Origin of the sequence: Bacillus cereus, from assembly GCF_025917685.1 — a bacterium.
In the GTDB taxonomy this organism is placed as follows: Bacteria; Bacillota; Bacilli; order Bacillales; family Bacillaceae_G; genus Bacillus_A; species Bacillus_A cereus_AT.
Genome location: NZ_CP089518.1, coordinates 4,652,593 through 4,665,000, shown reverse-complemented (window position 1 = coordinate 4,665,000; position 12,408 = coordinate 4,652,593). Strand labels below are relative to the sequence as shown.

The window sequence follows — 12,408 nt, the reverse complement described above, 5'->3', positions numbered from 1 at the left end:
AATGGAGGCCCGAACCCACGCACGTTGAAAAGTGCGGGGATGAGGTGTGGGTAGCGGAGAAATTCCAATCGAACCTGGAGATAGCTGGTTCTCCCCGAAATAGCTTTAGGGCTAGCCTTAAGTGTAAGAGTCTTGGAGGTAGAGCACTGATTGAACTAGGGGTCCTCATCGGATTACCGAATTCAGTCAAACTCCGAATGCCAATGACTTATCCTTAGGAGTCAGACTGCGAGTGATAAGATCCGTAGTCAAGAGGGAAACAGCCCAGATCGCCAGCTAAGGTCCCAAAGTGTGTATTAAGTGGAAAAGGATGTGGAGTTGCTTAGACAACTAGGATGTTGGCTTAGAAGCAGCCACCATTTAAAGAGTGCGTAATAGCTCACTAGTCGAGTGACTCTGCGCCGAAAATGTACCGGGGCTAAATACACCACCGAAGCTGCGAATTGATACCAATGGTATCAGTGGTAGGGGAGCGTTCTAAGTGCAGTGAAGTCAGACCGGAAGGACTGGTGGAGCGCTTAGAAGTGAGAATGCCGGTATGAGTAGCGAAAGACGGGTGAGAATCCCGTCCACCGAATGCCTAAGGTTTCCTGAGGAAGGCTCGTCCGCTCAGGGTTAGTCAGGACCTAAGCCGAGGCCGACAGGCGTAGGCGATGGACAACAGGTTGATATTCCTGTACCACCTCTTTATCGTTTGAGCAATGGAGGGACGCAGAAGGATAGAAGAAGCGTGCGATTGGTTGTGCACGTCCAAGCAGTTAGGCTGATAAGTAGGCAAATCCGCTTATCGTGAAGGCTGAGCTGTGATGGGGAAGCTCCTTATGGAGCGAAGTCTTTGATTCCCCGCTGCCAAGAAAAGCTTCTAGCGAGATAAAAGGTGCCTGTACCGCAAACCGACACAGGTAGGCGAGGAGAGAATCCTAAGGTGTGCGAGAGAACTCTGGTTAAGGAACTCGGCAAAATGACCCCGTAACTTCGGGAGAAGGGGTGCTTTCTTAACGGAAAGCCGCAGTGAATAGGCCCAAGCGACTGTTTAGCAAAAACACAGGTCTCTGCGAAGCCGTAAGGCGAAGTATAGGGGCTGACACCTGCCCGGTGCTGGAAGGTTAAGGAGAGGGGTTAGCGTAAGCGAAGCTCTGAACTGAAGCCCCAGTAAACGGCGGCCGTAACTATAACGGTCCTAAGGTAGCGAAATTCCTTGTCGGGTAAGTTCCGACCCGCACGAAAGGTGTAACGATTTGGGCACTGTCTCAACCAGAGACTCGGTGAAATTATAGTACCTGTGAAGATGCAGGTTACCCGCGACAGGACGGAAAGACCCCGTGGAGCTTTACTGTAGCCTGATATTGAATTTTGGTACAGTTTGTACAGGATAGGCGGGAGCCATTGAAACCGGAGCGCTAGCTTCGGTGGAGGCGCTGGTGGGATACCGCCCTGACTGTATTGAAATTCTAACCTACGGGTCTTATCGACCCGGGAGACAGTGTCAGGTGGGCAGTTTGACTGGGGCGGTCGCCTCCTAAAGTGTAACGGAGGCGCCCAAAGGTTCCCTCAGAATGGTTGGAAATCATTCGTAGAGTGCAAAGGCATAAGGGAGCTTGACTGCGAGACCTACAAGTCGAGCAGGGACGAAAGTCGGGCTTAGTGATCCGGTGGTTCCGCATGGAAGGGCCATCGCTCAACGGATAAAAGCTACCCCGGGGATAACAGGCTTATCTCCCCCAAGAGTCCACATCGACGGGGAGGTTTGGCACCTCGATGTCGGCTCATCGCATCCTGGGGCTGTAGTCGGTCCCAAGGGTTGGGCTGTTCGCCCATTAAAGCGGTACGCGAGCTGGGTTCAGAACGTCGTGAGACAGTTCGGTCCCTATCCGTCGTGGGCGTAGGAAATTTGAGAGGAGCTGTCCTTAGTACGAGAGGACCGGGATGGACGCACCGCTGGTGTACCAGTTGTTCTGCCAAGGGCATAGCTGGGTAGCTATGTGCGGAAGGGATAAGTGCTGAAAGCATCTAAGCATGAAGCCCCCCTCAAGATGAGATTTCCCATAGCGTAAGCTAGTAAGATCCCTGAAAGATGATCAGGTTGATAGGTTCGAGGTGGAAGCATGGTGACATGTGGAGCTGACGAATACTAATAGATCGAGGACTTAACCATATAATATGAAGCAATGTTATCTAGTTTTGAAAGAATATAAAAAACTTGTTGACTTTTAAAAGTGAATGAGTTACAATAATTCTTGTCTTAAATGAATACAGTCTGGTAATGATGGCAGAGAGGTCACACCCGTTCCCATACCGAACACGGAAGTTAAGCTCTCTAGCGCCGATGGTAGTTGGGACCTTGTCCCTGTGAGAGTAGGACGTTGCCAGGCAAATGGAGGATTAGCTCAGCTGGGAGAGCACCTGCCTTACAAGCAGGGGGTCGGCGGTTCGATCCCGTCATCCTCCACCATTTTTGCCGACTTAGCTCAATTGGTAGAGCAACTGACTTGTAATCAGTAGGTTGGGGGTTCAAGTCCTCTAGTCGGCACCAGAAAATCATGGCGGTTGTGGCGAAGTGGTTAACGCACCGGATTGTGGCTCCGGCATTCGTGGGTTCGATTCCCATCAGTCGCCCCATTTTTATTTTAAAAATTACAAATAATCTAATTGATACTTACATATAATTAAGTAAGAAATCGATGGGCTATAGCCAAGCGGTAAGGCAACGGACTTTGACTCCGTCATGCGCTGGTTCGAATCCAGCTAGCCCAGCCATTTACGAGCCATTAGCTCAGTTGGTAGAGCATCTGACTTTTAATCAGAGGGTCGAAGGTTCGAATCCTTCATGGCTCACTTTTGTTTTTTCCGCGCGGTCGTGGCGGAACGGCAGACGCGCTAGGTTGAGGGCCTAGTGGGGGAAACCCCGTGGAGGTTCAAGTCCTCTCGGCCGCATCAAAAATCTTTTTAAAAAAAGTACTTGCATTTGAAAATGTAGTATGATAAGATAATTGAGTCGCCAAAAGACAACGAAGAAAAAAAATCATGAATAAGCGCCCGTAGCTCAATTGGATAGAGCGTTTGACTACGGATCAAGAGGTTAGGGGTTCGACTCCTCTCGGGCGCGCTTTTATTAACGGGAAGTGGCTCAGCTTGGTAGAGCACCTGGTTTGGGACCAGGGGGTCGCAGGTTCAAATCCTGTCTTCCCGATATTCCAAAAAACATGGGGCCTTAGCTCAGCTGGGAGAGCGCCTGCCTTGCACGCAGGAGGTCAGCGGTTCGATCCCGCTAGGCTCCACTTATTTGAATATTATTTATGGCGGTGTAGCTCAGCTGGCTAGAGCGTACGGTTCATACCCGTGAGGTCGGGGGTTCGATCCCCTCCGCCGCTACCATAAAGGACCTTTAGCTCAGCTGGTTAGAGCAGACGGCTCATAACCGTCCGGTCGTAGGTTCGAGTCCTACAAGGTCCACCATTAGAAGTTTATATCTCGGAGGTATACCCAAGTTCGGCTGAAGGGATCGGTCTTGAAAACCGACAGGCGGCGAGAGTCGCGCGGGGGTTCGAATCCCTCTACCTCCTCCATTTTTTCTAAATTTAATATTATATCATCGCGGGGTGGAGCAGCACGGTAGCTCGTCGGGCTCATAACCCGAAGGTCGCAGGTTCAAATCCTGTCCCCGCAACCAAATGGTCCCGTGGTGTAGTGGTTAACATGCCTGCCTGTCACGCAGGAGATCGCCGGTTCGACCCCGGTCGGGACCGCCATTTTATTAAGGCTCGGTAGCTCAGTCGGTAGAGCAGAGGACTGAAAATCCTCGTGTCGGCGGTTCGATTCCGTCCCGAGCCACCATTTTGAAGTCGCAAGCCGGCTTAGCTCAATTGGTAGAGCAACTGACTTGTAATCAGTAGGTTGGGGGTTCAAGTCCTCTAGCCGGCATCATTTAGGGGCATAGTTTAAAGGTAGAACTGAGGTCTCCAAAACCTCCAGTGTGGGTTCGATTCCTACTGCCCCTGTAAAGTATATGGGCCTATAGCTCAGCTGGTTAGAGCGCACGCCTGATAAGCGTGAGGTCGATGGTTCGAGTCCATTTAGGCCCACCATAATTATTCCGCAGTAGCTCAGTGGTAGAGCTATCGGCTGTTAACCGATCGGTCGTAGGTTCGAGTCCTACCTGCGGAGCCATATTATAGAGAAGTACCCAAGTGGCTCAAGGGGCTCCCCTGCTAAGGGAGTAGATCGCGAACGCGGTGCGAGGGTTCGAATCCCTTCTTCTCTGCCAGAACTGGCCCGTTGGTCAAGTGGTTAAGACACCGCCCTTTCACGGCGGTAACACGGGTTCGAATCCCGTACGGGTCATACTAAAAGAGATAGCATAATCTGCTATCTCTTTTTTGTTGTGTAAAAGTGGACTTTGGATAGTCCGCTTTTTTTTATAGATTTTTTGTATACTTTTTTCTATTTGAATCGTCTAACTAATAGAAAGGAGAGAGCGATGGAGTATGAAAAGGTCATTATAGAAACATCAAAAAGTATTTATAGGTATTTGCTTAAAATTGGAGTAACACCAGCAGAAGCAGAGGATATCGTTCAAGATACGATACATAAAGCATTATTATCTATACCGAACATAAAAATTACTTATATAAAAACATGGTTATTTCAAGTTGCGATTAATAGGCACCGTGATTTAGCAAGAAGGCAAAAGCGTATTGAAGAGATCCCGATTGAATCTGTTCAATTAATTGGATCAAAAGGATTAGATGAACCGATTTTAAGAAAAGAGCTTCAAGTAGAAATACAAAGCATACTTGGAAAGATGAATCCAGCATATAAACATATTCTTTTATTAAAGTATGACTATGAACTCTCATATAAGGAAATAGCAACCGTATTAGAGATGAAAGAAGAGACAGTGCGTATTTCATTGTATAGGGCTCGCAATGAGTTTAAAAAGCTTTATAGGAGGTTTGAAGATGGGCAGAGATGAATTTGATTTTGATATAGAATCGAGTAAAGTCTCAATGATGTTGAAAAAGGCGAAGAGAAGACAATTATTTAAAATAATATTAATTTCTACTTTACTTTTTATTGTTTTATTCATTGGTTGTATAATAGGAATTTCACAATTGAACAATAGAGCTTACTTAGCGATGGATCGTGATTTAAATATGATTAGACAAATTACAAGGCCTAATACGGAAAGAGGTGTAGCAATTACTTCTAACGGTTTATTTAAAAGTACAGTAGAGTATAAAACGTATAAAGTTATTGAAGGGAAACCTGTTAAGTGGGAGGATGAAGTGTATGAGTATAAAGTTTGGAGTACATTTCGTCGATTATCGAATGTAAACCCGTTAACAATATCAGATAATGTTGTAATGGGTAATGGGCGTATTAATAGGGCAAGTGAATTGTATAACAATCAAACGATGGAAAGAGAAATGCAGTTTTATCTACCATTTGCTTCATATAATAGTTATATAAATGATATAGAGAAAGTTAATGGTGAAAATAAGGTAGCTGAATTGGCTATATCTTTTGATAAACCATATAAAGTGTCTGAAATAAAAAAGATGTTGCCAGAAGGAGTGCATCCTGTTTGGTATTGGGTGGACACATATTATGATAAAAAATCATATCATTTAGATGACGTCACTGAAAGTGCTTATGAGGTGTACGGTTTTAAAGCAAAGTCAGGTGATATTGAATTTGGTAATGGAAAGGAAAAAGATTTTCTTTTAGCAATTCAAAACGGTTTAGATCAAAAGGGAAAGTATTATGAGGAATATAAACGTATATATGACTACCTGAAAGGGAAGAAAACAAAACCAAGTGAGGAAGATGTAAAAGTTATTGGTGTTGTTGTGACAGGAATGGCTGCGGATTTACAAAAATTAAAAAATCAAAATTACGTAAAAGCTGCTGTATTAGGGGCTACTGCGGAAAATAGATAATATAGAAGAAGCTGTCTTTCAATAGGGGATCTATTGGAGGCAGATTTTTTATGGTGTTATCATTGTCGAGTTTTGTCGGTAAGTCGATATATTCAGAAAATCGCCGATATAATTTCACTTGCCGATAAAAAAATAAGAAAAACCCGTTCACAATCTAAGCGAAATACCTAAATTGGTATTGATTCCACACCTGCCACGATAACTTTACAATCTATGTGAAAAAGTTCACAAATAGGTCATAATTTGTGAACTTTTTCACAATAATCCATGCTACAATATGAATGTAAAGAAGTTAAACAACATTAAATTAGTATTTTAATTAATTACTTAAACAATAATAAAAAATAGATGTAAACAATTGAAAGGGGAAATTAACATGAAAAAAGGTATCAATCGCGTAGTATTAGTAGGAACAGGAGCTGTAGGTTGTAGTTATGCCTACTCAATGATCAACCAAGGTGTAGCTGAAGAATTCGTATTAGTAGATGTTAATGAAGCAAAAGCAGAAGGAGAAGCAATGGACTTAAGTCATGCGGTACCATTCTCTCCAGCAGCAACAAAAGTTTGGAGCGGTAGCTATGCAGATTGTAAAGATGCAGATCTAGTTGTTATCACTGCTGGATTACCACAAAAGCCAGGCGAAACTCGTTTAGACTTAGTTGAGAAAAATACAAAGATCTTTAAACAAATCGTTCGCGGTATTATGGATAGCGGATTCGATGGAATCTTCTTAATCGCAACAAACCCAGTTGATATTTTAACTTACGTAACTTGGAAAGAATCTGGCTTACCAAAAGAGCGTGTAATTGGTTCTGGTACTACTTTAGACTCTGCTCGTTTCCGTTACATGTTAGGTGACTACTTAGATGTAGATCCACGTAACGTTCATGCTTACATCGTTGGTGAGCACGGTGACACTGAACTTCCAGTATGGAGCCACGCTACTGTAGGTGTACAAAAACTAGAAACAATCTTAGCGAACAACGAACAGTATAACCAAGAAGATTTAGATAAAATCTTTGAAAATGTACGTGATGCAGCTTACCATATCATCGAGCGTAAAGGCGCAACTTACTACGGAATCGGTATGTCACTACTTCGTGTAACTAAAGCAATCTTAAGCAACGAGAACAGCGTATTAACTGTATCTGCATACCTTGAAGGTCAATATGGTGAGAAAGATGCTTACGTAGGTGTTCCAGCTGTTATTAACCGCGAAGGTGTACGTGAAATCGTAGAACTTGAATTAAACGAAGAAGAAAAAGTGAAGTTCGCTCATTCTGTAAAAGTATTAAAAGAAACAATGGCACCAGTACTATAATAATTGCTAAATAATTCAGAGGCGGGAAACTGCTTCCTACCTCTGAGTTTTTATATAATTTAATATAAATTCCTTTTCCGGTTTCCCTTGTATATCCCCAATATACCCCTATTGCTGGATAAGGGTCGTTTATAGAAAAGAGCACTCTATTTTATATAGAGTGCTCTTTATTATCCCGCTATTTGCCGGGCAGCCCGATTCGTGAAGGCTAATAATCAGTGGGGGGATGAACAAAACCCCCACTGATTAAAGTTTCACTTTATTATTTTTTAGGCGTTAATCCTAATTTCTTTAAAATATCTGCAAGAGTACCGCTTTTTGATTTTTCAACAGGCGTTTGTGATTTAGCTGCATCTGGCCCTTTCTTCAAGAAGTTCTTTTCAACGAAACGAATATCTTTTTCGTCGACAATACCATCTTTGTTAAGATCGCCGTCTTTTACAGATACTCCTTTTTTACCATAGTTGCTCGCGATAATTTCAGCATCTTTAATATCAATTACCTTATCTCCATTTACATCACCTGCAAGATTTTCATCAGGTCGTGCATAATAATATTGGCCAAGCAGCTTACCATCTTTTTCAGTACCTAATTTCGTTGTTAGGCGGCTTGTTAAATGCCCTGGGACTTCTACGTATAAGTTATAGTCACGTTTATTAACAGGAAGTCCATTTAATTTAAAGTATCCGTATTTATCTAGTGAGCCTTCAAACTTATGACGGTAAGAATCAGTTGCATATACTTTTACGCCAAGTTTCGTATAATCGAACTTTTCATCTAAATATCCACGTTCATTTACGAATGCGCCAGGTTTAATATTTCCTTCCACGAGTGAATTGAGTGACATAACTGAGAATGTTTGATCTTGAAGGACACGCATTCTATTTGGCTCTGTTTCTCCTTGTTTCCAGTAAGCAAACACTGATGAATCTAACTGAGCATTTGCTTCATAAAACTCATCATTTTCGACTTTAAAAGTTACATCAATGAACGGGAAATCACCATCTAATCCAGCGAAGTTTTTGTCATCGATAGCGCCGCCGACTGTAACAGAGCCTGATTCTAGTTTCGGCTCATTTACTTTTGCTGTTACACCTTTTTCGGAAAGGAGTTTTTCAAAAGCAGGATTGAATTTCGCATTTGCAAATTTGAAGTTCTTCTCTAGGAATTTGACGTTAAATTCTCCAGAGATGAATTGTTTCACATGTTTGGCGTTTAGCGTCACAGTGAATTCATCATCTTTATATACTTCTTTTTTATCATAACTAGTTTTCGCATATTGAGCTCCTTGCGGGATAAACCAATAGTTATTTACACCGCTTGGATAGTCGGGGCCTGCAGTTGCATAATCGAAAATATATACGCCTGTGTTCATTGGGCCTTCCACTTTAAAGGATTCAGGAGTAATGCCAACTTTAAAGTCACCATTTTCATTAATAGGTAAAAACTTATGCAAGTATGGGGAATAGTCATAGTACATAACCCCGTTCGCTTCTTGCGTAATGTTTAACCCTTTTCCTTTTAAGTAGTCAACGTTTGAATCATACACATTTCCTTTAATCCATAATGCCTTTTTACCGTCTTCTACTGTATAGTTTTCTTCATTTAATTCATAAATACCAGGTTTTAATCCAGTTAATTTCACTTCTGGCGGTGTATTATCAATTACGACATAATCACCTTTCACACGTGCCTTCCCGGCTTTATCATAGCCAACAAATTCAATTGTGTAATCTCCTTCTGGTAAGTTGATTTTCTCATCACCAATTGGTTTCGCCGGATCATTTGTGAAAGGATACACTTTTCCGTTAAAGAATGAATCTAAGTAGTAATACACATCAGTTTTTAGTCCACTCGTGTTTAATGTCCCAAGGAAACCGAGAGCTTTACTTGTTTTCGAATCTTTAACGATAAGATCTAACGTTTCAAGTTCACTGTTTAATTGGAATGCCCCGTGAACATATGACTCACCATATGGATTAAATTTAGATGTATCAGTTGAAATTGCTTTTCTTGATAATATGGCATTTTCAATACCAGGTTCTGAAACACGAATAGAGAACGGAATTTGATACGTTTCTTCTTTATTTTTCGTATTTGTAATATGAATATATCCTTCATATCGGCCTTGCTTCACGCCAGCTGGAACATTAATTTTTGCTTCAATTTCATCTGATTTACCAGAATCAAGAGTAATTGTTTCTGGAACAGAAACTTTTACACCGTTTGCTGTAGCGTCGTTAATAGAAGATGCTGGTGTATAAGAAATTTCTGTTTTAAATTCTTTTTTCTCTTGTTTATTATGGTTTTCCACTTTTATATTTCGTTTTTGTTCAAGAGCTTCGCCGTCTTTTTGATAAAATTTACCGAATGCAATAGAACCAGTTTCTTCTGGTACTTCAATTACTTCATCATTCACAACTGTTTTTGTTGTATCTAACACTTTAAAACTTGTTTCCGTATGAACAGCGTTGTACGCATCTACTCGCCCAGCTCCAACTTCATATACGGAATATTTTTCTTTTAAATCGTCAGCAGTGTTCATAAGAGACGCTTTTACATCGAATGGAGAGTATTCTGGGTGTTCTTGTAAAATAAGAGCAGCAACGCCAGCGATATGAGGAGATGCCATGGATGTTCCTTGCATACGTTCATAGGAAACATCGTAGTTTTCGCCCTCTTGTGGGTCGTTAATATATTCAGGAACTGTTGAAAGTACAGCAACACCAGGCGCTGTAATATCAGGTTTAATATCATCATTTGATGTAACAGGGCCGCGTGAGCTAAAGTCTGCAAGATGATCGCCTTCTGTTTGAACGTAACTAAGTTCGTCAAAAGTAAAGGATGTGTTACCTTGTTCGATTTGAGCTTTTAGTTTTTCCCCGTCTTCTTTCGTTAGGCGGAATGCTGGAATGTATTTTGTGCTTTCGCCAACGTAGAAAGGAATTTCTCCATCCACATTGTTATAAATAATAACGGCCTTTGCACCTGCTTGTTTTGCGTTAGCAATTTTTTCATCAAATGAGAGTGTACCACGTGCAACGAGAGCGATTTTTCCTTTTACATCTTTTTTACTAAACTCGTCAGGAGTACCGATTCCTACAGATTCAATAGGTAAAGATTGTCCTTTGAAATCCTCTATTTTATCAGTGAAGTTTTTTCCGAATAAAATTAGGTTAGGGAATTGTAATTGTCCAGCATGACCTGATAGTTTCGGTAAGGAAATAGAGCTGTCACTTGCTCCAACTGTAATAGCAAAGGGAGAAGCACCTGGTGATCCGAGTGTCGCTGGATTTGGACCAGAGTTCCCAGCAGCAACGACTGTAACAACACCGGAAAGCATCGCGTTATTGACAGCTATAGACGTTGGATCAAGTGGATTATTGCTATCGTCACCTAACGATAAGTTAATAACGTTCATACCGTCAGAAATAGATTTATCAATTGCAGCAATAATACCTGAACTAGCTCCACTTCCGTACGGGCCTAGCACACGATAGTTATACAGTTCAATGTCAGGTGCAACACCTTTTACTGCTGAATCTGATTTGCTTTTCTTTTGAGCAGAAACGATACCTGCTACGTGAGTACCATGAGCGGTGTAGAAGGAAGAACCACGATCATCAAATTCAGGAGCACCAGATTGTTGCCATTCTGAATAAGTAGTCTCCATCGGATCTGCATCATTATTAATAAAGTCCCAACCTTTTACGGAGTTTGGATCTATCTTACTAGAATCTTCGCCGGGTTTTGCACGGTAACCTTTATACACGTCCTTTAAGTCAGGGTGATTGTAATCAATACCTGTGTCTAATACACCAACTTTAATTCCTTTTCCAGTAATGCCTTCGCTATGTAACTTATCTACTCCAATTTGCGGGATGCTATCTGTTAGTTTTTGAGGTGCTTTCTGCTCCGCTTGTTTCGGTAAATTTAATTTCACTTCGTAATCTTTCCAAATACGTTTTACAACACCAATCCGTAACAATTCTTCAACTGTATTAGCTGGTAATGTCATAGCAACGCCATTTATCGCATGCTTATAAGAACGTTTAATTTGTACAGACTGAAAATTGCCTGATTTTACTGATGGGCTGAATTGATGAAGACGTTTTAATCCTTTTTGGAATTCCTCATGCTCTTGATCAATACGTGCTTTTATATTTTCAGGGGCAGCTTGTAGCCCTTTTTCTTTTTGTTTTAATTCATTAATCTTTACTGGAGCAGTTTGAAATTCTACAATAATATTTACGGGCTCAGAACTACTCGTATTAATATCTGGCGAAATCGTAAAAGCAGGATTGGCATCTAACGTTTGTAATGCTTGACGCTGTTCTTTAGAGAGCTTTGATAGTAAAGACTGAGCGTTTGATGAGTCAATTTGGTTAATAGGATTTTCAGCAAGTACATTGAACGGAAGGGCAGTTGAAAATAGAACGCCAGCCGTTACAATTCCCGTAACAATACGATTTTTCTTTTTCATTTATAGGCCTCCGGTAATTTGTATTTTAAAAATTATTTCTCCACGCCTGGTGTTTGCTCTGCATGGAATGTCCAGTTTAGCTGTAAGGAATCACCCTGGAATTTATTTTGATCTTGGTCGTTGTCTTCAAATGAGAAGAGAACGTGTAAGTAATCCGTTTCACCAGATTTAATACCGTCTATTAAATTATGACGTTCTAGAGAAGTAGCGACATCTTCAGGTTTCATAGTTTTTAATTCGGATAGTTTTGTTTCCCACAAAATTTCATGATCATCGTTTGGATTAGATGGCTTTCCATCATTCACTAAAAATTTGACGATAATGTGATCACCTAAATCTTCACCATCATTATTTTTCTTTGCATCTGTAACTTCATAGGATGTTTCAAGTGCTACTTTTGCAATATCCAATGTTCCTTTGTTTTCAAGCTTGAAATTTCTTTCAATAAAATCGCCTGGTTTTAAATCTTTCACATTAACAATTACACTTGGGTTAATAGAAAGGTCTAACGTACCAGCTTGAAATGAATTACTCGATGTTTCGGAGTCGCTGAAATAGGCGAATACACCACCAAATGTAAGTGATAAGCCAAGGGAAGCGGTGACAACTCCCATTCCTACTTTTTGTTTCAATGACATAAGAAAGCCCCCTAGTTTGATTTTTTA

At 41.3% G+C, this 12,408-nt stretch carries 5 protein-coding genes, 21 tRNA genes and 2 rRNA genes (1 of these 28 only partly in view); 26 read left to right on the top strand and 2 right to left on the bottom strand.

The features are described 5' to 3' along the window. From LUS72_RS24360 to LUS72_RS24235, 26 genes are all read left to right on the top strand, one after another. Window positions 1-2,155 (top strand): 23S ribosomal RNA (locus LUS72_RS24360); it begins 767 nt to the left of the window's first position. A 101-nt stretch (window positions 2,156-2,256) separates the two neighbouring features. After that, a 5S ribosomal RNA gene (gene rrf, locus LUS72_RS24355) occupies window positions 2,257-2,372 on the top strand. 4 nt (window positions 2,373-2,376) lie between these two features. Continuing rightward, window positions 2,377-2,452 (top strand) — tRNA-Val (locus tag LUS72_RS24350). Window positions 2,453-2,457: 5 nt separating this feature from the next. Beyond that, window positions 2,458-2,533, top strand: a tRNA-Thr gene (locus tag LUS72_RS24345). A 10-nt stretch (window positions 2,534-2,543) separates the two neighbouring features. Continuing rightward, window positions 2,544-2,619 (top strand) — tRNA-His (locus tag LUS72_RS24340). Between the two features lie 63 nt (window positions 2,620-2,682). Continuing rightward, window positions 2,683-2,757: transfer RNA gene (locus LUS72_RS24335), tRNA-Gln, on the top strand. A 5-nt stretch (window positions 2,758-2,762) separates the two neighbouring features. Beyond that, window positions 2,763-2,835: transfer RNA gene (locus tag LUS72_RS24330), tRNA-Lys, on the top strand. 16 nt (window positions 2,836-2,851) lie between these two features. Then, window positions 2,852-2,934, top strand: a tRNA-Leu gene (locus tag LUS72_RS24325). Window positions 2,935-3,032: 98 nt separating this feature from the next. After that, a tRNA-Arg gene (locus LUS72_RS24320) sits at window positions 3,033-3,106 on the top strand. A gap of 10 nt (window positions 3,107-3,116) precedes the next feature. Further along, a tRNA-Pro gene (locus LUS72_RS24315) sits at window positions 3,117-3,190 on the top strand. Window positions 3,191-3,205: 15 nt separating this feature from the next. Next, window positions 3,206-3,278, top strand: a tRNA-Ala gene (locus LUS72_RS24310). A 20-nt stretch (window positions 3,279-3,298) separates the two neighbouring features. Then, window positions 3,299-3,375, top strand: a tRNA-Met gene (locus LUS72_RS24305). A gap of 4 nt (window positions 3,376-3,379) precedes the next feature. Beyond that, window positions 3,380-3,456, top strand: a tRNA-Ile gene (locus tag LUS72_RS24300). Between the two features lie 17 nt (window positions 3,457-3,473). Continuing rightward, window positions 3,474-3,566: transfer RNA gene (locus LUS72_RS24295), tRNA-Ser, on the top strand. A 27-nt stretch (window positions 3,567-3,593) separates the two neighbouring features. After that, window positions 3,594-3,670: transfer RNA gene (locus LUS72_RS24290), tRNA-Met, on the top strand. A gap of 3 nt (window positions 3,671-3,673) precedes the next feature. After that, window positions 3,674-3,749 (top strand) — tRNA-Asp (locus LUS72_RS24285). Window positions 3,750-3,758: 9 nt separating this feature from the next. After that, window positions 3,759-3,834 (top strand) — tRNA-Phe (locus LUS72_RS24280). 14 nt (window positions 3,835-3,848) lie between these two features. Then, window positions 3,849-3,921: transfer RNA gene (locus tag LUS72_RS24275), tRNA-Thr, on the top strand. Window positions 3,922-3,927: 6 nt separating this feature from the next. Further along, a tRNA-Trp gene (locus LUS72_RS24270) sits at window positions 3,928-3,998 on the top strand. 10 nt (window positions 3,999-4,008) lie between these two features. Beyond that, window positions 4,009-4,085, top strand: a tRNA-Ile gene (locus LUS72_RS24265). 7 nt (window positions 4,086-4,092) lie between these two features. Continuing rightward, window positions 4,093-4,167, top strand: a tRNA-Asn gene (locus tag LUS72_RS24260). Between the two features lie 6 nt (window positions 4,168-4,173). Continuing rightward, a tRNA-Ser gene (locus tag LUS72_RS24255) sits at window positions 4,174-4,264 on the top strand. Window positions 4,265-4,269: 5 nt separating this feature from the next. After that, window positions 4,270-4,341: transfer RNA gene (locus tag LUS72_RS24250), tRNA-Glu, on the top strand. 136 nt (window positions 4,342-4,477) lie between these two features. After that, window positions 4,478-4,972: an RNA polymerase sigma factor gene (locus tag LUS72_RS24245; protein WP_264448379.1), complete on the top strand. Its 495-nt coding sequence runs from the start codon at window positions 4,478-4,480 to the stop codon at window positions 4,970-4,972. Continuing rightward, a complete protein-coding gene (locus LUS72_RS24240; protein WP_264448378.1) occupies window positions 4,959-5,939 on the top strand; it encodes an anti-sigma factor in 981 nt (326 codons plus the stop codon). The genes LUS72_RS24245 and LUS72_RS24240 overlap by 14 nt, the downstream gene beginning before the upstream one ends. A 376-nt stretch (window positions 5,940-6,315) precedes the next feature. Next, complete coding sequence (locus tag LUS72_RS24235; RefSeq protein WP_000715333.1) at window positions 6,316-7,260, top strand: L-lactate dehydrogenase; 945 nt, start codon at window positions 6,316-6,318, stop codon at window positions 7,258-7,260. Between the two features lie 262 nt (window positions 7,261-7,522). Here LUS72_RS24235 and LUS72_RS24230 read toward each other — a convergent pair whose 3' ends face one another. Further along, window positions 7,523-11,743, bottom strand: coding sequence for a S8 family serine peptidase (locus LUS72_RS24230; protein WP_264448377.1), 4,221 nt, complete (start codon window positions 11,741-11,743; stop codon window positions 7,523-7,525). Between the two features lie 32 nt (window positions 11,744-11,775). Continuing rightward, window positions 11,776-12,381: a CalY family protein gene (locus LUS72_RS24225; protein ID WP_097829509.1), complete on the bottom strand. Its 606-nt coding sequence runs from the start codon at window positions 12,379-12,381 to the stop codon at window positions 11,776-11,778. Between the last annotated feature and the right edge of the window lie 27 nt (window positions 12,382-12,408).

What these genes read in the sequence shown, in the direction of transcription:
- LUS72_RS24245 (WP_264448379.1), top strand. Translation starts at nt 4,478, where the DNA reads ATGGAGTATGAAAAGGTCATTATAGAAACATCAAAAAGTATTTATAGG.
- LUS72_RS24240 (WP_264448378.1), top strand. Translation starts at nt 4,959, where the DNA reads ATGGGCAGAGATGAATTTGATTTTGATATAGAATCGAGTAAAGTCTCA.
- LUS72_RS24235 (WP_000715333.1), top strand. Translation starts at nt 6,316, where the DNA reads ATGAAAAAAGGTATCAATCGCGTAGTATTAGTAGGAACAGGAGCTGTA.
- LUS72_RS24230 (WP_264448377.1), bottom strand. Translation starts at nt 11,743, where the DNA reads ATGAAAAAGAAAAATCGTATTGTTACGGGAATTGTAACGGCTGGCGTT.
- LUS72_RS24225 (WP_097829509.1), bottom strand. Translation starts at nt 12,381, where the DNA reads ATGTCATTGAAACAAAAAGTAGGAATGGGAGTTGTCACCGCTTCCCTT.